The sequence below is a fragment of the Oscillospiraceae bacterium genome (genome assembly GCA_031265355.1).
Lineage (GTDB): Bacteria > Bacillota > Clostridia > Oscillospirales > UBA929 > JAIRTA01.
The window spans coordinates 33674-59809 of the sequence record JAISCT010000011.1 but is presented as its reverse complement, the minus strand read 5'-3'; the positions used below and the strand labels follow the sequence as shown (position 1 = coordinate 59809).

The window sequence follows — 26136 nt, the reverse complement described above, 5'->3', positions numbered from 1 at the left end:
CAATTGCATGGGCGAATATGTTCTGGAAATGAACAACATTACCAAGATATTCCCCGGCGTTGTCGCTCTGGACAATGTGAATCTCAAGTTGCGTCCCGGATCGGTCCACGCCCTGATGGGTGAAAACGGCGCCGGTAAGTCCACGCTGATGAAGTGCCTGTTTGGCATCTATCAGGAAGACGCCGGCGAGATCATTCTGGACGGGACCCCCACCAAGATCACATCGTCCAAGCAGGCGCTGGATCTCGGCATCTCCATGATCCATCAGGAGCTGCACCCCATCCGTTTCCGCCCCGTGATGGAAAACATTTGGCTGGGCCGGTTCCCCAAGATGCTGTGCGCGGTCAACCACAGGGCCATGGCCGAACAGACGCGGGAACTGTTTAAACAGGTGGACCTCGACGTCCAGCCCGAGGTTTTGGCGGGCGATCTCTCGGCTTCCACCTTGCAGCTTGTGGAAATCGCCAAAGCCATCAGTTACAACGCGAAAATCATCATCATGGATGAGCCCACCTCCTCGCTCACCGAGACAGAGGTGGAACATCTCTTCACAATCATCCGCCGGTTGCGGTCGGAGGGCCGTGCGATCATCTACATCTCGCACAAGATGGAGGAGATCCTCAAGATCTCCGACGAAGTAAGCATCATGCGCGACGGCAAAAACGTGGGCGTCTGGCCCGCGGGCGAACTCACCACCGACATCATCATCAACCGCATGGTGGGCCGTGACCTCACCCACCGTTTCCCCAAAAAAGAGTATACGCCGGGCACGGAAGTGACACTGAAGACGGAGAACTACTCGTCCTCAAACCTGCGCTCTTTTCGCGACGTCAACTTTGAGCTGCGGCGCGGGGAGATCCTAGGCATCGGCGGTCTCGTGGGGGCCCAGCGCACCGAGCTCGTCGAATCGCTCTTTGGCCTGCGCGGCCTGCGCAGCGGCATTGTGTACAAGGACGGCAGCAGGGTCGAGGTCGACAATGTGCGCAAGGCCAAGAAGCACCACATTGCCCTGCTCACCGAGGAACGCCGGGCCACGGGCATCTTTGGCATCCTCTCGGTGCTCGACAACACCGTCATTGCCAACCAAAAAAATTATGCAAGGGCCGGCGTGCTGAACGGCCGCCGCCGCATTGAGGCGGCCGACCGGGGGTGCAAACAACTCGACGTCAAAATGCCGAGTCTTTCTGTTCTCATGGAGAATCTCTCCGGCGGCAACCAACAGAAAGTACTTTTGGCCCGCTGGCTGCTCACGGAGCCGGACATCCTGATTCTCGACGAGCCCACCCGCGGCATCGACGTGGGCGCCAAGTTTGAGATCTATACCATCATGCACAGCCTGGCCGCGCAGGGCAAGAGTATCATCATGATCTCCTCCGAAATGCCCGAGCTCCTCGGCATGAGCGACCGCATCATGGTGATGTGCGAAGGCCGTGTGACCGGCATCTTAGACGATCCCTCCACCTTCAGCCAGGTGGAAATCATGCGCCTCGCCACCCAATTCGAGACGCAACATATTGAGGAGGAAGTGTCATGAACAGCTCTCAGGCGGGTGCCCGCAGCGGCTTTTCCCTCTCTCGGACGTCGTATTCCATGATCTTCATCATTGCGGGGGGAGCCCTGTTTCTGGTAGGCCTTCTGGGCGCCGTGATCCCCGGTCTGAATACGTCACTGAAGGCGTCGATTTATGACCTTCCGATTTTGGTCGTGCTCATCGGTATCATTTTGTTTCTCAGGGGCGGCGTGCAGTTCCTGCGGCGCGCCAGACTCAGTAGTGAAGTGATCATCTCCGGTCGGACGGCCTCGCAGTTCTTTTTCAACAACGCCATCATCATCGCGCTCCTCGTGCTCGTGGGCGTCATCTGTGTCATCCAGCCGATGTTCATGCAGGTGACGGTGGTGCTGGACATCTTCAAACTCGCGTCCCCGCGCCTCGTCATCGCCCTCGGCATCTGCTTCTCGCTGATCATTGCCGGTACGGACCTGTCGGCCGGCCGCATGGTGGGCCTCTCGGCCGTCATCGTCGGTTCGATGCTGCAAAACGCAGATTACGGACATCTGTTCTTTGGCAAGTACATAGACATCTCCGTCATCTGGCCGATTCTCATCGCCATCGGGGCCTGCATATGTTTCGGCCTTATCAGCGGTTTCCTGGTGGCCCAGTTTAAGATGCATCCCTTCATCGCCACGCTGGCCGTGCAGGTCATGGTGTACGGCGCGGCCAGCCTCTATTTCGACATGTCCCCCAACAATTCACAGCCCATCGGCGGCATCCGCACGGATTTCTCCAGCATCGGACAGGCCCGTATCTTTGAGGGGCTCTTCGGGCTGGACAAGTCCTTCAAAGGGATCTCGATCCTCGTGCCGATTGCCTTGTTTTTCTGCGTACTCATCTGGTTTGTCCTCAACAAAACCGTGTTTGGCAAGAATGTCTACGCCATCGGCGGCAATCGCGAAGCGGCTGTCGTCTCGGGCGTCAATGTGTACGTCACCATTTTGTTTATCTTCGTCATCGGCGCGGCCATGTACGGCATCGGCGGCGTTCTGGAGGCCGCGCGTACGGCCGGCGCCACGAACAACTACGGAAACGGTTATGAACTGGACGCCATCGCCGCCTGCGTGGTGGGCGGCGTGAGCCTGAACGGCGGAATCGGTAAAGTGGGCGGGATTGTCTCCGGTGTGCTCATCTTCTCCGTCATTCAGTACGGCCTCCAGTTCATCAGCCTCTCCCCGATGTGGCAGCAGATCATCAAGGGCGCCATCATCGCGATTGCGGTGGCCATCGACATGACCAAGTACAACAAAAAATAAGTGCTGGCGGACTACCGTCACGGTATGGCAACCCGGGCGTCCCCGGACGCCCGGGTTGCCATATGTACAGTTCAGGTGTCAAACGCACGTTCGACACCTGAACCATGTGCGCATACCCTCGTTCCAATGCAAGTATAATGCTTTTTAAAAAAGTATTATAGAAGATTATTGCAAAATTTCACAACAATCTTGCACTTTTGCAGAAATGCGAAAGAAAATCGCATTGGTCGGCGACATAAGTGGGAGGAATCAAATGCAATACTATAAAGTGCTGCTTGTGGACGACGAAGTGGAGGTGCGCCAAGCCATTGCCCGGACGCTGGACTGGGAATCCCTCGGGTTCCATCTCTCCGGCGAGGCGGGCAACGGCGAGGAGGCGCTCGAACTCTCGGAGCAGCTGCAGCCGGATGTTATCCTCACCGACATCAAGATGCCTTTTATGGACGGTCTCACCTTCTGCAAGCGGGTCAAGGCAGTCCTGCCCAGCGTGCGGGTGGCGGTGTTTTCGGGGTTCGACGAGTTCGAATATGCCAAAGAGGCCATCAAGCTGGAGGTGCAGGAATACATCTTAAAGCCCATTGACGCCAAGGAGCTTGCCGGCGTTTTTCGCCGCCTGCGGGCCTCTCTGGATGAGGAGATCGCCAAAAAACAGGACTTGCAGAGTCTGCGCCGCTACTACGAGGAGAGCTTGCCGCTCATGCAGCAGCAGCTGCTGATGAACCTTCTGGAGGGGCGCGCCGACACCGCCACACTGGCGCACCGCCTGGAAGAGTTCCACCTGAACCTCGACGCGGACCGCTACTGTGTGGCCGTCGTACGACCGATGGAACCGGCCCCCGCCAAGGACATCACGCTGCTGATGTACTCCCTGCAACAGACGATCTCGGAGATGCTGCCGCTCCCCTGCCGTCCGCTGCACACGCCGGAGGCCATCGTGCTGCTGCTCATGCTGCCCGTGGAGATGGACATGAAGGCGCTTATCACCGCGCTGAACCGTCTCTTTCTGCCCGCCCGCAAGATCCTGGGGCTGGCGCTCTCGATCGGCGTGGGGCACCCATGCGAGGCTCTGCCCGACATCGCCCGCAGTTACCGTGAGGCGCGAGAGGCGCTCGAATATCAGATCCTCGTGGACGCCGACCAATGCGTATACTTGGGCGACATCGAGCCGGACTCAGACGGCTTCGCGCACATGGACAGCAGCTACACAGACGACGTTTTGCGCCAGATCAAAGTCGGCGGTCGGGAGGACCTGGAGGCGGCCGTCAAACGACTGCTTCACTATCTCAAAAGCATGCACTTGAGCCTTCAGCAGCACCATATCCTCCTGCTTGAGATCTCCACCGGTTTTTTGGGGCTCATCCGCGCCTACAAGCTGGACGCCCGGGAGGCCGGTTTGGAGACGATGCTCACCGAAAAATCCGCTTTTCAGTTTAGAAACCTGGACGAGATGGGCCGGCGTCTGCTTGAATACTGTGAAAATCTGCGCCGCCTCATTCGGCGCACGCGCAAAGACACGACACGTCTCATTGTCGACAAAGCGCGCGTCTATCTTCTCGAACACTACCCGGAGAGCGACCTCTCCGCCGACGAGGTGTGTACGGTGCTGAATCTCCGCCCGGCGTACTTTTCTACGATCTTCAAACGGGAAACCGGGCTTAATTTCGTCGCTTTCCTCACAAAACTGCGCATGGAAAAGGCGCTCGAACACCTCGACGCCACCAACCTCAAGACATATCAGATTGCCGAAAAAGTGGGGTACGCAGACGCGAACTACTTCAGCTACGTCTTCAAAAAGCACTACGGCGTGTCCCCTTCCAAATATAGAACCGACAGGATGACAACCCATGAGACGGGACAAGCGGACGGTGTCGGAAGCTAGCGGCGGTCCGGCGTTTGAGCGGGCGCGCCGTTATCTGCGGGGCAAGAGCATTCAGTTCATGATCTCTACCTCCTTCACTCTTGTGGCCATCGGCTGCATGGTGGGGGTCGGGTTTCTTTTGTATACCCAATTTACTTCTTCCCTCAAAAACACGATGCTGCAGGAAAACCAGCAGCTTGTAAATCAAGTCACCCTCAATGTGACAAATTACACGCGCAACATGATGCGCATCTCGGACTCGATGTATTACAGTGCCATCAAAAAGGCTGACATCTCAGAACCGCAGGCGCTCGAAAAGGAGATGGATCTCCTCTACGAGGCCAACCGGAACTCCCTCATCAGCATCGCCTGCTTCACCGAGGACGGGGCGTGGGTGGCCTCCTCGCCGGTTTCTGTCATGAAACCGGTCCATGTCACGCAGCAGGAGTGGTTTACCCGTGCCACGACGACGATGGAAAATCTGCACTTCTCCGCCCCGCATGTGCAAAATCTTTTCATTGCCAACAACTACCGTTACTATTGGGTGGTGTCGCTCAGCCGTGTGGTAGAGCTCACACGCCGCGGCCAGACCAGCCGCGGCGTGTTGCTGGTGGACATGAACTACAGCGGCATCGAACAGATCTTCTCGCGCATCGGCACCGATACGGCCGGTTATGTGTACCTCATCGACCCGAACGGCGAGATTATCTACCACCCCAAGCAGCGGCTGATTTACTCGAATCTTTACCAGGAGAACAATCTCGTCGCCGCCGGTTACTCCGACGGTCTCCACGAGGAGACTTTCCAAAGCGCCACACGGCAGGTGGTGGTCAAGACCGTGGGGTATACGGGCTGGCGTGTCGTCAGCGTTATCCCCAACAGCGAATTTGCCTTCAGTTTCAACCAGGTGCGCCTGTTTGTCATCGCGGTGGTAGGTTTTGCCATCATCCTGCTCATCATTGTCAACAGCTTTGTCTCTTCCCGCGTGGCCAACCCGATCAAGAAACTTGAACAGTCCGTCAAAGACCTCGAACACGGCTCCCTGGACCTCGATATCTATGTGGGCGGCCCCTACGAAATCGAGCATCTGGGCAGTACGATCCGCTCGATGGTGGAACAGATGCGCGGCCTGATGCGGGAGATTGTGCGGGAACAGGAGGACAAACGCCGAAGCGAATTCGACGCCCTGCAGGCGCAGATCAATCCGCATTTCCTGTACAACACATTGGGCTCCATCGTCTGGATGATCGAGAGCGGCCGGTACAAGGAGGCCATCTCGATGGTCACGGCGCTGGCAAACCTGTTTCGCATCTCGCTGTCTCAGGGCAGCGCACTCATCCCCATCCGCAACGAGTTGCAGCACGCGAGGCATTATCTGTACATCCAAAACATCCGTTACAAGAACAAATTCACGGTGAAGATGGACGTCGACCCGGAGATCGAGGATTTCCAGACCATCAAACTGATCATCCAGCCACTGCTCGAAAACGCCATTTACCATGCCATGGAACTGATGGACGGCGACGGGGTGATCACGCTCAGCGGCCGCCGCCGCGGAGACGACGTCTACATCGAGGTGCGGGACAACGGCCTCGGCATTCCGCAGGACAAACTGCCGGCCCTGCTCACGGACAAGGCCGGCAAATCCGCCGGCAGCAAGCGCGGCAGCGGCATCGGGCTGCGCAACGTGCACCAGCGCATCCGACTGTACTATGGCGAGGCCTATGGGCTGGAGATCGAGAGCGAGGTGGATGTGGGCACCACGGTGTACATCCATCTGCCGGTGGACATGGGCGGCCGCGCACCGGAAAGCGAGGCGTAAGCGATGAGAACGTGGACAAAATGGTTCTGGAAGATTCGAATTCCCGCGCTTTTTGTACTCATTGGGTTCTGTTTTGTGTTGCTGCTGTCGGTGGTGCTGGACGGCGATCTGCCTGTCCAGAAGCCGCCGCCCAACCCGTTTAGCGTCATGTTGTATGGGGACCGGGCCGACCGCTGGGTGCCCCTGAACCAGGGGCTGCGTCAGGCCTGTGACGAACTCGGCTGGAGCAACCCGGCGGTGGTGCTCGCGCCGCCGACCGGCCCCGAGGAGCAGATTCGGCTTTTGCAGCGCGAGATCACCGGCGGCGCGCAAGGCCTTATCGTCGCGGCGGCGGACAGCGAGGCCATCGCCGCCTTCCTGGCCGAACAGGTCGCTCCGCGCATCCCCGTGGTCACGGTGGAGACCGGCGCGGGCACGGACCGGCCGGCCATCCGCGCCGACGACGAACGCATGGGCGAGGAACTGGCCGTCCAGATGGCCGCCGGAGGCATCACGGAGGCGACGCTGCTGCAGAGCCACCTCTACCGGGACAGCGTGCGCCTGCGCTACGACGCCTTTGTGCGGCAAGCGCAGGCGCTGGGGATCGCCCTGACACAGTGGCGTTTTTCTGCGGCCGACGCCGAACTGGCCCAGGCCATCGCCGAGTCCTTGCAGAGCCAGCCGGCCCGTAGTCTCGTGGCCTTCAGCACCGAGGCGCTGGAGTGCGCCATCGATGCGCTGCAGGACATCTCTCTGCCGCCGGCGCTCTACGGCATCGGCCACAGCGACAAGATCATCGCTTCGCTCGACCAGGGTCTCATCGACGGCCTCTGCTGCCAAAACGAGTACAAGATCGGTTACCTCGCGCTCATGCAGCTCGCCGGCGAGATGGGCGCCGTCTCCCAAGCGGACCCCACATGGGTGGAATTTCGTTACATCAACCGTGCCAACATGTACGACCCCGACATCCAGCGGCTGATCTTCCCGATCATCCAGTGATGGTTCAAGTGTCAGGATGTTTGATAAAACCGACGGTCCGAGAGAAGGGACATCGGCAGTGAGACAGATAGGAGGGCTTTGCGCCTTGCGAGAGAAGACGACAAAGTATTGCGTCAAAAAGACAAGCAAGCATTTGCAAGCTGTTGTTTGGCAGTCCCTTAGGCTGCTTTGCGCCGCCGCGGTGTTGGCTGCCGCCGCCGGGTGCGGACAGGCCGCCCCCGACGGAGAGACGCGGAACATCAAGATAGGCGTGAGCATTTACGACCAATACGATACGTTCATCGGCCTCTTGACCGACCGGTTTCTCCGCCTGGCACGCGAGAAGGAGGAGGCACTGGACACGACAATCACGATCTTGCAGGAGAGCGCCGCCGGCAGTCAGATGGACCAAAACGCCCAGGTGGAGGACTTTATCCAGAGCGGATGCGACGTCATCTGCATCAACATTGTGGATCGCACCGACGCCTCGGTGATCATCGACCTCGCTGAGACCGCGGAGATCCCGGTAATTTTCTTCAACCGCGAGCTGGTGGAGGAGGATCTTGAACGTTGGAGCAAACTGTATTATGTTGGCGCCATGGCGCTCCAGAGCGGCCGGCTGCAGGGACGGATTTTGATAGATCTCTGCCGGTCCGACTTCAAAAAGGTGGACCGCAACGGCGATGGTCTCCTGCAGTACGTGATGCTGGAGGGCGAGGCCGGTCATCAGGATGCGATCATGCGTACTCAGTACAGCGTAAGCACGGTGGAGGCGGCCGGCTATCGGCTGGAGCGCCTCGGTGACGAGATCGCCAACTGGAACCGGGCGCAAGCGGACAACAAGATGACGCAGTTTTTGGAGGCGCATGCGAACGCCATTGAGGTGGTGTTTTCAAACAACGACGAAATGGCGCTGGGCACTATCGACGCGCTGCACCGCGCCGGCGTGGCGCCGGAGGACTGGCCCGTCGTCCTCGGTATCGACGGCACGCCCGCGGCTCTGCAGGCGCTGCAAAAGGGCGAGATGACCGGCACGGTCTTAAACAACGCCCTGGGCCAAGCCCAAGGGATGCTGGACTTGGCCTGCGCCGTCGCCACCGGCTCTCCCCTGCCCGACGACCTGGAGGACGGAAAATACATCCGGCTCCCCTACGAGACCATCACCCCCGCCAATGTGGCAAAGTACATAGAGGCAAGCTAAAGCGGACGCCCACGAAAGCGTCCAAGTGGGCAAAGATTTTATAAAAATATTCCAATTTGTCGAGATGGGAGCGGTTTTACATGGGCAGATATACTCGCCGGCGTACGAGCACGCGCACACACCGAAGTGGGAGGGAGTATTCTCTCACGCGGGTTGTGATTGCCTTTGCGCAGGTTATCTTCGGCGTGATCTTTCTTTTCTACTCCGTCCCCGTGCTCCTCGGTGCTCTGCTCCTGCGTGGCAGCGAACCCATCGTTCTTCCTTCGCTGCCCACGATTCTGGCGGTCATTGGCCTCGTGTTGGTGATTTGGGGCAGCTCGACCGGCAAACGGATGCGCCGGGCTAAGCGCAGCTCCGGTATGACGGCCCTGGGCCTCGCCACCTCTCTCGTCGCCTCGGTGGCCTCCACGCAGACACAGACGCCCAAACGTCCACCGCCCACCCTTCAAACCGCCCCTGCCCGAACAGCCGCACCGCCGCCGTCCGGCACAAAATACGTACTCGTCGAATGCGAGGGCTGCGGCGCCAAGAGCAAACTCATAGAAGGTACAGTCGGCGAATGTGAATTTTGCGGTTCCTACTTAGAAACGAAACAACCGGCCAAAGCCAAATGACACCAAAGGCATAGGGTACACTCACAGACGCATCATCCATCAAGCGCCTCTTGTTTGCGGTACTCTCTCGGCGTCATGCCCATGCACCGTTTGAAGATTTCCGCGTAATAACTCGCGCTGGAAAAACCGACGGACAGGGCCGCGGTTGTGATGGACTGCGTCGGGTCCATCAGGGCAGGGAGGCTTTTTTCCACCCTGTACCGCAGCAGGTATTCAAAGGGCGTCTCCCTCATAAAGCGTTTGAAGGCATGGCTGCACTCGCTTTTAGAGATGTTGGCCGCCGCCGCCATGTCGGCCAGGGTGATTTTGGTGTCGTAATTGGCAAATATATAGGACAAAACATTTTTGATATGACCCACACTCTTGGGGGTCATATCATTTGTTTGCAGAACACTTTCAATATTCTGGCAAAACAGCCCCCATATCTCCATCAACAGTCCGACAATCACAATCTCATAGCAGATGGCTTTTTGTCGATAGATCATCTCCATCTTTTTGACTGCGTCAATGATATTTTTTTGCCAATCGATCTCTTTTCGGAATAAATAGGATGACAGCATATTGCTGTTCAAAACAGGCGTCACGTACTTTTGCATGACGGCGCTGTCGTCTCTGCCAAACATCGTCGGATTGACCGTGACCGCATAGTAAGAACAGTTCTGCCGCTCGACGGACCAACCCATGTGAAGGACATTGGAATTGATAAACAGGCAATCTCCCGCCGTGAGAAAATATTCTCTGTCGTTGGCCTTGTACCCCATGCCTCCGTCACAAATCAGCGTCAATTCCATCTCCTTGTGCCAGTGACAATCGAACTGCTGCCCTTTGTAATTCAAGATCTTTTCAGGATGAACATGGAAGGGAAACGCCAGCGTGCCATGCGACGCTTTGATCTCCATCTGATTCTTATCTGTGAAAATGATCTTCTCCATCCCACACACTCCCAAGTATGCAAGATTGTTATAAAATTGTGTAATAATTTTATATTATATCTTCTCAAAAAGCATTATACTCGCATTTATAGCAGATGTCAAGCGGTGAACGGCGCGTCTGCCTGTATACCGCTCTCACTCCACATCCTGGAGTGCGTCGTAGCCCTCTTCGCCGGTGCGGACTTTGACCACGTTCTCCACGTCGTATACAAAGATCTTCCCGTCTCCGATTCGGCCGGTGTAGAGGACCGTCTTGGCAGTCTCGATCACGGTTTGGACCGGCACTTTGCAGACCACGATTTCCAGTTTGATCTTGGGTAGGAAATTCACATCCATCTCCACGCCGCGGTAATACGCCTGGTTGCCCTTTTGCATCCCGAAGCCCATCACGTTCGTGACCGTCATGCCGGTGATACCCACCTCGTTCATCGCCACCTTCAGCGGCTCCAACTGTTGCGGTTTCGTCACGATGTCAACTTTGGTAAATTTGATCTCCGTGTGGGGCATCGGGTGCTTCCGGTGCACCACCGGTATCGCCTGCGCCACCGGCACGGACGATGCCGGCGCCGGTGGCGCCGTCCCCTCGTCCATGGCGCCGGGCGCGCGGGGGGTGGGTTCCAGGGCCTCCGGCGAGGCCAGGAAGTCAGCGTAGCTGCTGGCCAGCCCGTGCTCGGCCATGTCAAGGCCCAACACCTCCGCCTCGGTGGTAACCCGGAGACCGACGGTCTTTTTGATCAAAAAGAAGATCACCGTCATCGCTGCGCCCACCCAGAGAGCCACCGCCGCCACACCCAGCACCTGTACGCCGAGAAAACCCGCGCGCGACAGCGCGGCCGCGCCCTCGCGCAGACGGCCGGCGTTCAGCGCGGCGAGATCGGCGTCGGAGATCAGCAAACCGGTCAGCATCGTGCCCAGGGCGCCGCAAACGCCGTGTACACCGATGGCGCCCACCGGGTCGTCCGTCTTCAGCACTTTGTCGATCCACTCGATCGACGGCACAATGAACGCGCCCGCCGTAAGACCGATGACCGCTGCCGCCCACGGATTCACGACGTCGCAGCCGGCGGTGATGGCGACAAGCCCGGCCAGTGCGCCGTTCAATGTCATCGAAACGTCGGGCCGCTTGTACTTGATCCATGTGACCGCCATCGCGGCGACGGCCGCGACGGCTGCGGCCAGGTTGGTCGTGACAAAGACCTTCGAGGCCAGCAGCGCGGCGGCATGGCCGAGGACACCGCCGCCCGCGTCCGTGAGCATGGCGGTCGTCGAACCGCCGTTAAACCCGAACCAACAGAACCAGAGGATGAACACCCCCAGCGCGCCGAGCGTCAGGCTGTGACCCGGGATCGCGCGGGACTTTCCGTCCCGGCCGTACTTTCCGATGCGCGCGCCGAGCATCTTTGCGCCGACCAGAGAGGCGACGCCGCCCACCATGTGGACCGCCGTGGAGCCCGCGAAATCGTGGAATCCCAGCCCGGAGAGCCAGCCGCCACCCCAGATCCAGTGTCCGGAAACCGGATAGACCAGCGCACTGATGGCAACGGAATAGAGCAGATAGGCGCGAAACCGCGTCCGCTCCGCCATGGCGCCTGAGACAATGGTCGCCGCCGTCGCGCAGAAGACGGTCTGAAATATCAGTGTCGTGTAGTCATACTGGTCCGCCGCCGCCGCCGCGCCAGTGAACAGATCCAGCCCGCCGACGAGCGCGCCGCCGCCGCCAAACATGAGCCCAAACCCCACGCACCAAAACACGGGCGTCCCGCAGGCAAAATCCATCAGGTTCTTCATGATGATGTTGCCGGCGTTTTTGGCGCGCGTAAATCCGGTCTCCACCATCGCAAACCCCGCCTGCATAAAAAACACCAGCGCGGCCGCGACCAGCGTCCAGAGGATGTTGATCCCCTGCGCCGTGCTCGCCAGACTCTCCGTAATCGATTGCGTCATACGTCTCCCCTCCCACGTCACACATGATCTTGAATCATCCATGGTTCAAGTGTCAAAAGCCTCGCCCGCCGCGCCGGACGCCATGACATCCCGCAGAATCTCCACCACGCGTCCGTTTTGGTACGGCGTGCCCACGGTGATGCGGGTACAGGCAAAGTTGCCCCGAATGATAAGGCCGCGCTCCTTACAGGCCGCCGCCAGCGCCGCGGGGTTGTATCCCGTGTCCACATACAGGAAATTGGCCTGGGACGGGTACACCCGGCAGCCCATCGCCGTCAGCGCCTCCGTCAGAAAGCGCCGCCCCGCCTGGACGACCCGGACGCTCTCCGCCGTAAAATCCGTGTCGGAGAGCGCCGCGTCGGCCGCCGCCAAGGCCAGCCGGCCGGCGACGAAGACACTGGTGCTCCGCTGCAGCACGCCGTGGATCTCCCGGTTTGTGAGCGTGTAACCGATCCGCATCCCCGCCAGGCCGTACAGTTTCGAAAACGTGCGCAGAACCACGAGGTTGATGTCCTCCGCGATCTCGGACACCACGCTGGCCGCCGGGTCGTCGGCAAACTCGATGTACGCCTCGTCCACCACCAGCACCACATGGTCGGGCAGACTGTGGATAAACGCCCGGAGCGCGGCCGGGTCCACCGCGCCTCCCGTCGGGTTGTTGGGGTTGCAGAGAAAGATCATCTTTGTCCTGTCCGTGACCGCCGCCCGCATGGCGGCCAGGTCAAAGGCTCCGCCGGCTGTGAGCGGCCGGACCGCCGGCGTGCCGAAATTGCGCCGAACTGCCCCGGCGTATGCGCCGAATGTGGGTTCGCAGTAGACGACTTCGTCGCCCGCGCCGATGAAGATCTCTCCCAGCAGCGCAATGGCCCCGCTGGCACCGACGGAGATCGTCACATGGTCGGCCGGGTCTGCGAAGCCGAAGGCCTGGCCGATTTTCGCACGCAGCCCCGCACAGAAGGGATCCGGATAGATGTGGGCGGATGGGATCGCCGCACGTATCGCCTCCAGCGCCTTCGGCGAAGCGCCGAGCTGGTTTTCGTTGGAGGCCAGTTTGAAAATCTCCTGTACCTGGTACCGGCGGGCGCTCTCATCGGTGTCCCCCGGGATGTAGGGCGGAATCTGCCGGATGCCCGGTTTGATCAACCGCTCAATCATCGCGCACACTCCTTTCCACAATCCATCCGCTCAGGGCAGAAGATCCGCAAAACGGTACATCCCCTCGCCCCGGTCGTTCACGGTGACGCCCGTGATCTTCGGGTTGCGGAGGCCGACGTAGATCTGTGTGTTGACGGGGATCACATAGAACTGGTTCGCCACCAGCCGCGCCTCGGCCTCGTGCAGCAGTTCATTTCGTGCGGCAGGCTCCATCGCGAGGTTGGACGCCTCGACCAGGCGGTCAAACTCGGCGTCGTTCACGCCGTTGTCGTTGTTGCCCGAGTAGGAGGTATACAGAGACAGGTAGTTGATTGGGTCGGTGTAGTCCGCCGTCCAGCTGTGGCGGCTGAGCGTGAAATTCCCCGCGCGGCGCTCGGAGGAAAAGACTTGCATCTCCATGCCGTTCAATTCAAGATTGACGCCGAGGTTGTCCTTGAGCTGGGCTTGGATCGCCTGGGCAAGGTCGGAGTCCGTCTCGGTGTTCGGATAGCTGTAAGTGAGCGTCGGGAAGCCCTCTCCACCCGGATAACCGGCCTCGGCAAGTAGCTGCCGGGCCAGTGCGACGTCCTCGGTAAACAGTGGCGCCTTCTCCTCGCTGAACGGCTTGTCGGAGGCGTTTGAGATCATCGACTTGGCCACAAACGAAGTGGTGGGGATATAGTCGCTGCCCACCGCCGCACAGACCGAGGCCCGGTCGATCCCGAGCGCGATGGCTTGCCGCACACGGACGTCGTCCAGCGGCGCTACGTTTAGGTTCGGCAAAATGAACTTCGTCGTCTGCATGTTCCAGATGTACAGATCCTCCTTTTCTTTGTACTCGTCCAGAATATACGCCGGCAAGCCGGAGGCTACGTCCACCTCACCGGACTTGTAGGCGGCGACCGCCGCCGTGCTGTCGGTGATCGTACGCACGACGACCTCGTCAATCTTCACCCGATCGGCGCTGTGGTAATGCGGGTTCTTCGCGAGTACATACCGCTCGTCCTGTACATACTCCGTCATGTAAAACGCGCCATTTCCGAGACTGGTGGCCGGGTTTGTGTACCAGGCGGGATCGCTGTTCATCGCGAGCCCCTCCTTCGACGGCGCGAACACCGGCAGCGTCAGGAGTTTGAGAAAGTACGCGCAGGGCTGTTTCAGCGTGAACTCCAGTGTGTATTCATCTGGCACGGACACGCCGATACTGTCGAGAAGGGCCGGGTCCTCATGCGCCTCCTGCGCGCCCCGGATCACATAGAGCTGGTCCGCATAGATGGACTGGCCGTCCGGCGCGAGACAGCGCCGGATCGTGTTGAGAAAATCGGCCGCCACCACCGGAGAACCGTCGCTCCACTTGCCGTCCGCGCGCAGCCGGAAGGTCCAGATCGTCTGGTCCTCGTTCACCGTGTGGCTTTCGGTGGCCTCGTAGATCAGCGTGCCCTGGCTGTCGAAGGAGACGAGCGGGTCGATACAAAGTTTCGCGTACTCGACATAGGAGGAGATCGCGACGCCGGCCGGGTCAAGGGAACCCTCCATCGCGCCGCCCTTCATCGTGATGCTCTTTTTCAGAACACCGCTTCGCGTCTCCGCGCCCTCCGGACCGGCTCCGGCCCCGCAGGCGGCCGCGGTCAGAACCAGTGCGGCGCTCATCAGCAGCAGACCCATCGTTTTCATCGTTTTCATGTGTTACCATCCTTTCCCCTGGGCACGCCGGGCGGACGAACCCGCACGGCGGCCTTCTACACTTTTCACGCTTTTTATGTTTCGCGGCGCAAAGCGCCGCCGACAGCCGGGTCAGACCGGGATATCCGCCCGCCAGCCCAGCGGGTCCGTGAAGATCGGATTCTCTCCGTTGCGGCGCAGCGCCAGAAAATCCGGCGTGTAAAGGTGGCAGGCCACGCGCCGGCCCGCCACATGGCACACCGGCGGGTCGATGCGCCGGCAGCGCGCCATGACGTGCGGACATCGGGTCGCAAACAGGCAGCAGGCCGGCGGGTCGATCGGCGTGAACACCTCGCCTTTGAGCACGATACGCTGTTTGGCGCGCGCCGTCTTTGGGTCCGGCACAGGCACGGCGGAGAGCAGCGCCTTCGTGTAAGGGTGGTATGGGTTGTCGTACACGTCGGCTGTCTGTCCGTACTCCATCATGTGTCCCAGGTACATCACGCCGATCTTGTGGCTGATGTGCCGGACCATGCCGAGGTCATGGGCAATGAAGAGATACGAGAGACCCCGTTTGTCCTGGATGCGCTCCAACAGGTTGATGATCTGGGCCTGGATCGACACGTCCAGCGCGGAGATCGGCTCGTCGCACACGATGAACTCCGGGTCGAGGGCCAATGTCCGCGCGATGCTGATCCGCTGCCGCTGGCCGCCGGAAAATTCATGCGGGTACCGGCGGATGTGATCCGGTTTCAGCCCGACCGTCTCCAGCAACGCCTGCACCCGCGCCGCCCGCTCCCGCTTTGTGTACAGGCGGTGGATCTCCATCGGTTCCGCCAAAATGTCGCCCACCGTACAGCGGGGGTCCAGACTGGCGTACGGGTCCTGAAAGATCATCTGCATGCTCCGGCGCACCGGCAGCAGGTGTTTGTTCTTTCGCTGGGTGATGTCCTCTCCCTTGTAGAGAATGCGGCCCGCGGTCGGGTCGTGGATGCGGACGATCGTCCGGCCCAGCGTACTCTTCCCGCACCCGCTCTCGCCGACCAGCCCCATCGTCTCGCCCGGCGCGATGGCAAAGGAGACGTCTTCCACCGCTTTCAGTTTTTTTGTCTCCCCGGACGCGGCATGCCCCGCGTTAAAGTACTTGCAGAGATGCGCCACCTCCAAAATCGGCGTCGTCATCCGCCCCACCTCCCCTCTGCCGCGTCTGCCGCCCAATGATCTCCTGTGCGGCGCCCTTGCAGTATTTCCAGCACCGGCAGCACTGGGTCCGGCTCCGCTCCGCAGGTTCCGGTCGGTAGGCCAGACAGATGTTCATCGCGTCCGCACAGCGCGGCGCGAAGGCACACCCGCCGGTGAGATGCAGCAAGTCGGGCGGTGTACCCGGGATCGGCGCCAGCGCCTGCCGGACGCTGCGCTCCGTGTTCGCGATGCTGCCGAGCAGTCCCACGGTGTAGGGGTGCATCGGCGCGTAAAAGATCTCGTCCGTACGCCCCTCCTCCACGATCTCGCCGGCATACATGATCGCGATCCGGTCGCACATCGTGGCGACGATGCCGAGGTCGTGGGTGATCATGACGACGGAGGTGCGGCTCTCCCGGGTCATGGTCCGGATCAGATCCAGCAGTTGGGCCTGGACGGTAACGTCCAGCGCGGTCGTCGGCTCGTCGGCGATGAGGAGCTTCGGCCCACACGAGAGTGCAATGGCCACGATGATCCGCTGCCGCATACCGCCCGAGAGTTCAAACGGATACTGCCGCATGCGCTGTTCCGGGCTGTTGATCCCCACCTGCCGCAGCAGAGACAGCGCCGTCTCGTACGCCTTGCGCCGGCTGCATTTTTTATGGAGCCGGAGGCCCTCGGTCATCTGTGTGCCGATCCTCAACACGGGGTTTAAGTACGTCATCGGGTCCTGAAAGATCATGGCCGCTTCGCGTCCGCGGAGCGTGCGCATCCGTTCGCGGTGTATGCGCCACGCCCGTCGGTGCACAAGCGCGCCGCGCACCCTGTCCCATAGGGAGAGGCCCGCCTGTCCGATCGCCCGGGGCGGCGGGGAGATGTCCTCCCCATCGAAGATGATCTCTCCCGAGAGCAGGCGGCCGTTGTCGGCCAGCAGGCCCATGAGCGAGAGCATGGTTACGCTCTTGCCGGAGCCGGACTCCCCCACGATTCCGAGGATCTCGCCACGCTCCACCGAGAAGTCGATGCCGCGGACCGCCCGCACGACACCCTGCTGCGTCTTAAACGCAACCGTCATATGCCGGACTTCAAGCAGTTTCAATCGAGTTCCTCCCTACTATCGCCTGTTTCTGGGGTCGAACGCCTCCTCCAGGCCCTTGCTGATGAAACTCAGCGAAAAGATGATCAGGCAGATCATTCCGATCGGAAAGAGGATCTGCGTGGGGTACACTTGAAAATACGTCTTCGCATCCTGCGCGAGCGTGCCGAGGCTGGCCATTGGGGCCGAGATACCGATGCCGATAAAGCTCAAAAACGCCTCCATAAAGATCGCCTGGGGGATCATCAGCGTGACGGTGACGAGGAGAGCGCCCATCGAATTGGCCAACAGGTGCTTGAAAAAAATCCGCCGCCGGCTGCTCCCGAGGACATAGGCGGCCAGCGCATACTCTCGCTCCTTCAGCGACAGCACCTGGGCGCGGACGATCCGCGCGACGCCCACCCACCCCGAGAGACAGATGCCTATCAAGATGCTCCCGACATGGGACCCGAAGATCAGCATGATGAGGATGATGTAGAGCATGGCCGGAATGGCGTGGAGGATGTCGCACACACGCATCATCAGCATATCCGCGTATCCGCCGCAGTAGCCGGCGACGCCGCCGTACACCAGCCCGACCAGAAAGTTGACGGCAGTGGAGACAAACCCGATGAGCAGGCTCATCCGCACACCGTAGAGTACCCGGGTAAAGATGTCCCGGCCGAATTTGTCCGTTCCGAACCAGTGCTGTACGTGCGGCGGGAGGTTGCGGATGGCGGTGTCCTGTCCGTCGTAGGTGTAGGGACTTGCCATGGCGCCGAAGACGGCGAGGAGCACGATACAGCTCAGCAGCACAAACCCGAACAGGGCGCGCCGGTTGCGGCAGAAACGCTGCCAGACGTCCTTCGCGAAGGACTTGCTCTCCATGGCAATGAATTCGTCGTTCTTCCGCGACACATCCAGCGGCAGAAACAGTGTTTTCAGATCCACATCAGCCGCCCCCTATCGGGTGATCTTGATGCGCGGATCCATTAGCGGACAGATCACGTCGCACACGAGATTGCAAAGGATGATCAGCGCGCCGACGAAGATCGTCAGACCCATGATCACCGTGTAGTCCCGGTTGGAGACAGAATTGACAAACTCCTGCCCAATGCCGGGGATCGTGAAGATGCTCTCCACCACAAAGCTGCCCGTCATCAGGAAGGCGATCAACGGGCCTGAGTTCGTGACCACCGGAATCAGCGCGTTTTTCAAGATGTGCTTGAAGAGGACGGTGGACTGTCGCAGCCCCTTTGCTTTCGCCATGGTCACGTAGTCCATGCGCATGGCCTCGGTAAAGCTCGCGTGTACCAGGCGGGAGATTTGGGCGACGGGGTACACCGCCAATGTCACCACCGGCATCACATAATGTCTCGGCGTGTCGAGCCCCAGCGTGGGAAACCACCGTAGCCACACGCCGAAGACCAGCATCATGAGGATGGCGAAGATGAAATTCGGCACGCTGATGCCGAGCGTCGAGAGCGACATCAGCACGCTCCTGACCATCTCCTGCTTGCTGACCGCCTCCCAGACGCCGATGATGATCCCGAGAAACATCGCCGACACATAGGCGGTCAGCCCGAGCGACATCGTGGCGGGCGCCCCCTTGGCGATGAGTGAAACGATGGAGACGCCGGGCTTTTTGAACGAGGTCCCGAGGTCTCCCTGTAGGAGTTTGCCGACATAGCGGACGTACTGCCGATGGATCGGGAGATTCAGTCCGTACTCCTCTGCGAACTTCTCCAGCGTCGCCGTACTGACGTTGTCTCCCTCAAAGGGATTGCCGGGCATCAACCGCGTCAGGAAGAACGTCACCGTGATGAGCACAAACAGCGTCACCACCCCGATAAAACACCTCTTTATAATATACCTGACCATCGCCGTCCCCCCGTTCCTGCCTCAAAAGGGCGTCTCTAACAAAAAAAGCCGAAGCGCAAGCGCTTCAGCTCCATTGCTGACGTCAATATTCTCGATATGCCTGGCGCCGCGCGCCGTGGTCTTTCCTCGGTTTTGCGCCGCAGGGCCTCACATGCCCATCTGCTTGGCGGCGGCGGGCGCCTGCGAATCCTCCGGCAGCCCGCGCGCCTTTCGGCGCAGGTCCCGCATGCCCGCCAGGTAGATGACACCCACCACCGCCACAGAGCACACGTCCGACACCGCCGTGCTGTAGAGGACGCCGTCCAGCCCAAAGAACTGGGGGAGCACCAACAGCGCGGGGATGAGAAACAGCCCGTTGCGGCAGATGGAGATGAAAGTGGCGACACGGGGCTTTCCAATGGCCGAATAGTACATGGAGGAAAGGGTTTGAAATCCTACAAACAGCATAAACAGCTTACTCTTGCGAACAGCCATCGCGCCGTAAGCCAAAATGGCGACGTCGCCGCTGCTGCTAAACAGAGAAAACAGCAGCGAGGGCGCGAACATCATCAGCGCCCAAACCGCCGCCGCGGCCGCGCTGGCCAGCGCCTGACCCACAAGGGATGTCCTGCGCACCCTGGGATAATTTTTCGCCCCGTAGTTATAACCGATGATGGAGGAGATACCGTTGTTCATCCCCATGATGATCATCAGCGCGACGTTTTCCGCCGTGGCGATGACGGACACCGCGGCAATGGCCAAATCGCCGCCTCCAGCGCCCAGCACCGCCGGGGCGTGACGCATCAGCGCGTTGTTGATGAGCAGGTTTGTGAAGAAGCTGAGCCCCTGGAAGATGGCTGGCGCAAGCCCCATCGAGAGCACCCGCCCAACTGGCCGCCACGCCAGCGCCTGCAGGCCGCACCAGCGCACGACGCTCTTTTTGCGGACAAAATAGGAGAGGCTGCACACGGCGCCGATACACTGTGAGAACAGCGTCGCGAGGGCCGCACCCCGCACACCCCACCCGAAAAGGACAATGAACAGCGCACCGAGCCCCACATTGACAAAGTTCCCCAGCACGGAGACGACCATGGAGTAGAGCGTATTCCCCTCCGCCCGGATGGCGGAGGCCGCGGTCTGGTTCACCACTTGAAAGATATGTCCGAACGCGGAGATCCGAAGGTACTGCACCGCCGGCACGAACAGGGCGCTGGTCTCGTCCGCCCCGCAGAGATGCACAAGCTGCTCGGCAAACAGAAAATATATGAGCGAAATTGCGGCCGAGGCGGCGGCGGAGAAGGTCAAAATATTGGTAAAGGCGGCGTCGGCCCGCTTGCGGTCCCCCGCCCCCAGCGAGAGGGAGATCAGCGCGGCGCCGCCGATCGTGACCATGACGGAGAGCGCCGCTATCAGATTGTTGAGCGGAAAGATCAGCCCGATGGCCCCCAATGCGGCACGGCTTACAAATTTTCCCAAAAACGCGCGGGAGATGATGCTGTAGAGCGCGTTGCTTAGGTTGCCGCAGATGGCCGGCGCGGACATCGCCAGGATCAGGGGAATGAGGCGTGCGCTGCCCAACCGCCGTGTTCTCTCTTCCGATGTCATGGACCTCCCCCTCCCCGCGGCCGGCCCCTCGATGCGGGAGACACCGGGTCCACGTTTCCACGGGGGCACAGGGCCTCTTCCCAGGCCGGTCCTCGTCTTTGAAAACACTTATAAGTTAAACACATATAATTTTATTTGTCAAGATATTTTTTAAAAATAAAATTACTCACACAGAAAATTTCATTTTAAGGGCATTTATTTCCGATTTTTTCAACTTATATGATAATTTATGCATGATTTTCAATTTTATATTTCATTTTTTCTTCCTTAGGAGCACATTTATTTTTATACATGTATAATTTTATTGACAAATTTCCTCTGGAAGTCTATGATGAATATGATGAAAAAATAGAGAACATAGAAAATAGAAAAAGGAGTGAGGCGTGTGAAAGCTGTGATTTTGTTGTCAAAATCTACCAGCGTCGACATCACACCGGAGGAACTAACAGTTGAGTGGCAAAAACTCTCTGCGATTGACGGCGTGGAATTTTCGTTTCTCCCCTACGACCGCCGTCCCACCGGGCGGGAGATGAGCGAGCGTGTTCCGGCGGACACGGAGGCGCTCTTCGGCGTGTGGATCCAAGCGGAGTATTTGAACGAAGACTTTTTCGCGCGCCATCCGAAGCTCCGCTACGTCGCCACGCTGGCGCATGGGTACGGCGAGATCGACTTTGAGATGGCGCGCCGGCGCGGCGTCACGATCACAAACACCGCCTACGGCGACACAACAATCGCCGAATATGCCTTTGCGCTGCTGCTTGCTCTCTGTCACCGTGTGGAACTGCACAGCGACTATGTGAAAAACACACGCTGGTGGGAACCGGACGCGCCGAAATACATGTACTCGCTGACCCCGCGGATCGAACTGCACGGCAAGACCTTCGGCATCCTCGGTCTGGGCAAGATCGGCCTATGCGCCGCGCGCATTGCGCAGGGCTTCGGCATGAGAGTAATTTCCCACTCCCTCTACGTACAGGAGGGATCCGTGTTTCAGGATATCGAGCAAGTGTCGCTCGCGGAACTGTACGCGCGGGTGGACGTTCTCTCCGTCCACGTCCCGCTGACAGCGCAGACCCGCGGTATGTTGAACCGGGCGGCCTTTGCCGCAATGCGCGACGGCGTACTGCTGTTGAACACCGCCCGCGGACAACTGATCTGCGAGCCGGATCTCATTGAGGCCCTGAAGAGCGGCAAGGTGGGGGGCGCGGGGCTGGATGTGCTCTGCGAGGAACCGCCCGCCGGGCCAAACGAGCTGCTGACCTTCCCCAATGTCCTCGTCACCGGGCACATTGCCTGGCTGCCAAAGACCTCGCGGATGCGTCAGGTCTCACTGGCGATCGACAACTTCAAGGCCTATCTCGCGGACCGGCCTGTCAGCGTCGTGGACGGGACGTTTTGACGACCCACCGCCCGCCTGCCCGCGCGGCGGCAAGTGCAATCTTTCACACAGTGCGCGCGAAGGCGCCGCGCACGCTTCAACAAGGAGTGATCCGGTGCGATACAGCAAGGGCGTCGAGACCCGAGGCAGCATCATCTGCGCCGCCACCGAGCTCTTCTATGAGGTCGGCTATCAGGCGACGACGGTCCGCCAAATCTTCGAACGGGCCAACACCAACCTGGGTCTCATGAAATACTATTTCAACAGCAAGGCCGAGATGGCACAGATCGTCTACCGCAAAGTGCGCGACGGTTTCGACAGCCTCATCGACGTCTCCGACCTGCGGCCGGACACGGCGGACATGTTTCTGTTTTCCAGCGCGCTGGAGCTCTATCTCTGCCTAAAGAGCAGGCCCTACGGCCGCTTTTATTGCGAGATCTCCGGAGAGTCGGCGGTCCGCACGCGCATCGAGGGCATCATCGCCGAGGTCCTGATGAAGTACGCACTGGCCAAAGGGACGTCCCCAGACGCCTACGTGATCTTGGCCTGCACCTCCATCGCGGCCATCAAACCGGCAATCGTCGGCTACGTGACCGGCTGCCCCCCCGAGCAGGCGATCCCCACAGAGGCGTGTCTGCACTACTATTTGCAGCAGCAGCTCCACTTTCTCGGTGAAGACATCGCCCGCTCCGCCTTCTTTGTCGATCTGCTGAAACGCTATTACATCGCCGTCGCGGACAACTTCACCCCCGTGATGGTGAAGACGTCGTAATCGCATTTATAAAATTATTTTCAACACCCGCGCAACCTGCGGTGAATTTTTCGGTCTATATGGGTGAAAGGTCTTTCAATGGCGGGCGGGAAGGATGAGCAGCGTGAGCGATGAGCAGATCATAGCTCTGTATTGGGAGCGGTCGGAGACGGCGATTGGCGAAACGGCGGCGGTCTACGGCAGGTACTGCCACAAAATTGCGATGAACATCCTCGCGAACAACGAGGACGCGGACGAGTGCGTCAACGATACCTACGCCCGCGCTTGGAATGCCATCCCTCCCGAACGCCCCAATAAGCTGTCGGCATTTCTTGGCAAGATAACGCGTAATCTGGCTCTGCACGTTTGGGAAAAGCGTCAAGCGGAGAAGCGCGGCGGCGGCCAGTTTGACGTTGTGCTGTCGGAACTGGAAGAAGTGCTGTCTGACGACGGTTCGAGCGTGGAGCGGCAGATTGAAGTGGAAAGCATGACCGAGGTTCTCAATCGCTTTCTTGCTGCGCAGTCTGACGTGAACAGACGGCTGTTTGTGCGCCGTTACTGGCATACAGACAGCCTGGCGGAAATCGCCGCCGACTTTGGAACGTCTGTAAGCAAAGCCAAATCAATACTCTTTCGGATGCGGAAGAACCTGAAAATTCACCTGGAAAGCGAGGGCATTATCGTATGAACAGCGGAGACTTATATAACGCCATCGGCGGCATTGACGACAAATACATTGAGGACGCTGACGCCGCCAAAGGACAATCGGCGCGCGTCATGACATTCGCGCCGTGGCCAAAATGGGCTATGCCCGCGGCGGCGTGTCTGGCACTTGCCGTGAGCGCGTTCGCTTTGCGCGGCGTGGTGTTTCCGCAAAATAGCGGCGAGAGCGGCACGCCTGGGTATGTCGCTGGCGGCACGAATACAGGCGGCGCAGACAGCGGCGAGATTATCGGCGGCGCGTTGGAGGGCGCCCCCAATTACGTTACCATCGACAGCATTAAGGGGCTGCCCACAGGCGATTACACTTGGGACGAAGGCGGCGGCGTAGCGGCAGATCGCCTTGTGACAAACGAATTGCGCTATCTAATGCGGGCCTTCTTTCACAATGATTCGCAAGACACAATGGCGGCGTTCGCGGTTGTCCGTGCGGACAGCGTAAAGGCAACAAAAGACGGGCAAATCGCGACTTGCTCTCTGCCATCTGTCGAGTTTATGTTTGGCGACAGTCCAAGCGAAACCTTTACGATTGAGCAGCAACTTTACGGCGGTTGTACCAACGATGAACAAACCAACCTGCTCCGTGTGGGCGGCGTGTACGTTCTTCCGCTCGTTAAGTTTGAGAGTGCCGAAAACTGGAACGTCTACGGCGACTTGGACTGTCTCTTTGAGGTTGACGACAAGGGACTGCTTCACTCTCACTCCCTGTCCCCGGCGCTGAACAAGTATGACGGCATTGAAACGGCGTATCTGTACAAGGACGTCACCTACCTCTACAAACACCCGATATTGGTATCCCGCTTCGCTGAGTATATTTTGCAGGGGTACTATATTGACACGGCGGGCGCGACAATTGCGTTTATAGAGCCAAACGGCTCTTGGTATGAGGAAGACGCTCCAAACTTCACGGCGAAAGTCGGCGCAGACGGCAAAATCACGCCTGCTGACGGAGAGCACAACGTGTTCGCACCAGTTGCTGGTATGACTCTGGATGAGATGAACGCAGCCATCCGCGAAATCAAGGAGTATGCTTTTGAAGGTAAGCACCAGTATGGCGTTGACGCATTCGAGGCGGATTCACAGCCTCCCTCGCCTTGACTTTCCCGTTTCGGGATACTATACTGGATACACAAACGCCCGAATATACGGGAGGTGCATAGGATGCGGCGTGAGATCGAAGAGGTGGAGCTGTCGGTGCTCAACGTGCCCGGTGTTTTGGACCGGGTGGCGGGGCATATCCGCCATGAGGGCTGGAACATCAAGCGTCTGTTCGTGGACGAGACGGAACAGCTGAATATCTCGCACATGGAGATCTCGATCGAGGGCACTCACACGAAACTTGCGCAGGTCATGGAGCACCTGCTGAATTTGGACTGCGTCCTCAGTGCGAGCATGACGCTGGGCGGCCGCAAAGTGGTTCGCAGACGGGAGATCAAGGCGTCCGCCGACGAGGCGGAGGAGGTTGTCCCCGTTGCGGCCGTGCCCGACAAGCCGGAAGGCGTGTTTCGCATCCTCACTGTCAACCCCGGCTCCACTTCAACAAAGTTTGCCGTCTATGACGACGAGTCGCCCATCTTGATCCATACTGTCCGGCACGATCGGGATGCGTTGGCTCGGTGCGGTTCCATCCTCGACCAGAAGGACCTGCGGAAGGACTGCGTCACGCGGGCACTCCGGGAGGCCGGCGTCGGCCTGCACACGGTGGACGCGGTCGCGGGCCGTGGCGGGTTGCTGAAACCCATCGAGAGCGGCGTCTATCGGATTGGTGCGGCCATGCTGCGCGACCTACAGTACGCGGCGGCGGCCGTGCACGCCTCGGCCCTCGGCGCGGTCATTGCCGGCGAGATCGCCGAGACGCTCGGGCGCCCCGCCTACGTCGTCGATCCCATTGTTGTGGACGAGATGGACCGCCATGCGAAGCTCACCGGCATGCCGGGCATCGAGCGCGCCAGCATCTTTCACGCGCTGAACCAAAAAGCCATCGCCCGGCGGCTGGCGAGCCAGCTCGGAAAACCTTACGAAAATTGCCGTTTCGTGGTGGCGCACCTCGGGGGCGGCATCACGGTGGGCGCGCACCGGTATGGGCGCGTGATCGACGTCAACGACGCCATCTCCGGCGAGGGACCTTTCACACCTGAACGGGCGGGACATATCCCCGCCGTGCCGCTGATCCGTCTGTGCTATTCCGGCGAGTATACAGAGACGGAGATGGTCGACAAAGTCATCAAAAATAGTGGCATGCGCGCTTATCTCGGGACAAATGACCTACAAAAAGTCCAAAAAATGATCAATGACGGCGACGAATTCGCGGCGCTTGTGATGGATTCGATGGCCTACCAGGTCTCCAAAGAGATCGGCGCCATGGCCATGGCACTGGAGGCCGTGGTGGATGCTGTCATCCTCACCGGCGGGCTGGCGCACTCCAATCGCTTCACCGGTGCCATCAAACAACGCGTGGACAAGCTGGCGCCCGTCTATGTCTTCCCCGGCGAGGACGAGACCCTGGCGTTGTCCAGCGGCGTATTGCGTGTGCTGCGTGGGCAGGAGGCCGCCGTGGACTATGAGGCCCGGCAGTTCTTCCTCGATTGACGCCGCCCAGACGCAACCGGAAACCATAGCGGAGACTATGGAGA

Annotated in this window: 21 protein-coding genes; 12 read left to right on the top strand and 9 right to left on the bottom strand. The window is 59.6% G+C overall.

All coding sequences use genetic code 11. The features are described from left to right. The first annotated feature begins 7 nt into the window (after window positions 1-7). The 7 genes from LBK75_01395 to LBK75_01365 all read left to right on the top strand — a co-directional run bounded on the left by LBK75_01395 (window position 8) and on the right by LBK75_01365 (window position 9260). A complete protein-coding gene (locus LBK75_01395) occupies window positions 8-1534 on the top strand; it encodes a sugar ABC transporter ATP-binding protein (GenBank protein MDR1156953.1) in 1527 nt (508 codons plus the stop codon). After that, the gene (mglC, locus tag LBK75_01390) at window positions 1531-2808 is read left to right on the top strand and encodes a beta-methylgalactoside transporter permease (GenBank protein ID MDR1156952.1); all 1278 of its coding nucleotides are present in this window, start codon (window positions 1531-1533) and stop codon (window positions 2806-2808) included. Before LBK75_01395 ends, mglC begins: the two co-directional genes overlap by 4 nt. A 253-nt stretch (window positions 2809-3061) precedes the next feature. Beyond that, window positions 3062-4687, top strand: coding sequence for a response regulator (locus LBK75_01385; protein ID MDR1156951.1), 1626 nt, complete (start codon window positions 3062-3064; stop codon window positions 4685-4687). Continuing rightward, window positions 4653-6488, top strand: a complete 1836-nt coding sequence (locus LBK75_01380) for a sensor histidine kinase (protein ID MDR1156950.1) — start codon at window positions 4653-4655, stop codon at window positions 6486-6488. The genes LBK75_01385 and LBK75_01380 overlap by 35 nt, the downstream gene beginning before the upstream one ends. A 3-nt stretch (window positions 6489-6491) precedes the next feature. Next, the gene (locus LBK75_01375; GenBank protein MDR1156949.1) at window positions 6492-7466 is read left to right on the top strand and encodes a substrate-binding domain-containing protein; all 975 of its coding nucleotides are present in this window, start codon (window positions 6492-6494) and stop codon (window positions 7464-7466) included. Window positions 7467-7551: 85 nt separating this feature from the next. Continuing rightward, complete coding sequence (locus LBK75_01370; protein MDR1156948.1) at window positions 7552-8646, top strand: galactose ABC transporter substrate-binding protein; 1095 nt, start codon at window positions 7552-7554, stop codon at window positions 8644-8646. Window positions 8647-8726: 80 nt separating this feature from the next. After that, window positions 8727-9260: a hypothetical protein gene (locus LBK75_01365; protein MDR1156947.1), complete on the top strand. Its 534-nt coding sequence runs from the start codon at window positions 8727-8729 to the stop codon at window positions 9258-9260. A gap of 32 nt (window positions 9261-9292) precedes the next feature. On the opposite strand, the gene LBK75_01360 is transcribed toward LBK75_01365, so the two are convergent. The 9 genes from LBK75_01360 to LBK75_01320 form a co-directional block, all read right to left on the bottom strand. Beyond that, window positions 9293-10192 carry an AraC family transcriptional regulator gene (locus LBK75_01360; protein MDR1156946.1) on the bottom strand — a complete coding sequence of 300 codons (900 nt, stop codon included), beginning with the start codon at window positions 10190-10192 and terminating at the stop codon, window positions 9293-9295. A 135-nt stretch (window positions 10193-10327) separates the two neighbouring features. Further along, window positions 10328-12136, bottom strand: a complete 1809-nt coding sequence (gene amt, locus LBK75_01355) for an ammonium transporter (GenBank protein MDR1156945.1) — start codon at window positions 12134-12136, stop codon at window positions 10328-10330. Window positions 12137-12181: 45 nt separating this feature from the next. After that, the gene (locus LBK75_01350) at window positions 12182-13291 is read right to left on the bottom strand and encodes an aminotransferase class I/II-fold pyridoxal phosphate-dependent enzyme (GenBank protein ID MDR1156944.1); all 1110 of its coding nucleotides are present in this window, start codon (window positions 13289-13291) and stop codon (window positions 12182-12184) included. Window positions 13292-13321: 30 nt separating this feature from the next. Continuing rightward, the gene (locus LBK75_01345) at window positions 13322-14953 is read right to left on the bottom strand and encodes a peptide ABC transporter substrate-binding protein (GenBank protein MDR1156943.1); all 1632 of its coding nucleotides are present in this window, start codon (window positions 14951-14953) and stop codon (window positions 13322-13324) included. A gap of 111 nt (window positions 14954-15064) precedes the next feature. Further along, window positions 15065-16114, bottom strand: a complete 1050-nt coding sequence (locus LBK75_01340; protein ID MDR1156942.1) for an ABC transporter ATP-binding protein — start codon at window positions 16112-16114, stop codon at window positions 15065-15067. Continuing rightward, window positions 16068-17213, bottom strand: coding sequence for an ABC transporter ATP-binding protein (locus LBK75_01335; protein MDR1156941.1), 1146 nt, complete (start codon window positions 17211-17213; stop codon window positions 16068-16070). Before LBK75_01335 ends, LBK75_01340 begins: the two co-directional genes overlap by 47 nt. A 15-nt stretch (window positions 17214-17228) precedes the next feature. Next, the gene (locus LBK75_01330; GenBank protein ID MDR1156940.1) at window positions 17229-18140 is read right to left on the bottom strand and encodes an ABC transporter permease; all 912 of its coding nucleotides are present in this window, start codon (window positions 18138-18140) and stop codon (window positions 17229-17231) included. A gap of 12 nt (window positions 18141-18152) precedes the next feature. After that, window positions 18153-19070 carry an ABC transporter permease gene (locus LBK75_01325; protein ID MDR1156939.1) on the bottom strand — a complete coding sequence of 306 codons (918 nt, stop codon included), beginning with the start codon at window positions 19068-19070 and terminating at the stop codon, window positions 18153-18155. Between the two features lie 147 nt (window positions 19071-19217). Next, a complete protein-coding gene (locus LBK75_01320; protein ID MDR1156938.1) occupies window positions 19218-20654 on the bottom strand; it encodes an MATE family efflux transporter in 1437 nt (478 codons plus the stop codon). Window positions 20655-21039: 385 nt separating this feature from the next. On the opposite strand from LBK75_01320, the gene LBK75_01315 reads away from it, so the two are divergent. The 5 genes from LBK75_01315 to buk all read left to right on the top strand — a co-directional run bounded on the left by LBK75_01315 (window position 21040) and on the right by buk (window position 26092). Continuing rightward, entirely contained in the window at window positions 21040-22053 is a 1014-nt protein-coding gene (locus LBK75_01315) for a D-2-hydroxyacid dehydrogenase (GenBank protein MDR1156937.1), read from the top strand. A 94-nt stretch (window positions 22054-22147) separates the two neighbouring features. Further along, window positions 22148-22804 (top strand): TetR/AcrR family transcriptional regulator, encoded by a 657-nt coding sequence (locus LBK75_01310; protein MDR1156936.1) that lies wholly within the window; start codon window positions 22148-22150, stop codon window positions 22802-22804. A 103-nt stretch (window positions 22805-22907) separates the two neighbouring features. Continuing rightward, entirely contained in the window at window positions 22908-23471 is a 564-nt protein-coding gene (locus tag LBK75_01305; GenBank protein MDR1156935.1) for a sigma-70 family RNA polymerase sigma factor, read from the top strand. Next, window positions 23468-24601 (top strand): hypothetical protein, encoded by a 1134-nt coding sequence (locus LBK75_01300; protein ID MDR1156934.1) that lies wholly within the window; start codon window positions 23468-23470, stop codon window positions 24599-24601. The genes LBK75_01305 and LBK75_01300 overlap by 4 nt, the downstream gene beginning before the upstream one ends. Before the next feature lie 402 nt (window positions 24602-25003). Then, the gene (gene buk / locus LBK75_01295; protein ID MDR1156933.1) at window positions 25004-26092 is read left to right on the top strand and encodes a butyrate kinase; all 1089 of its coding nucleotides are present in this window, start codon (window positions 25004-25006) and stop codon (window positions 26090-26092) included. Window positions 26093-26136 lie beyond the last annotated feature (44 nt).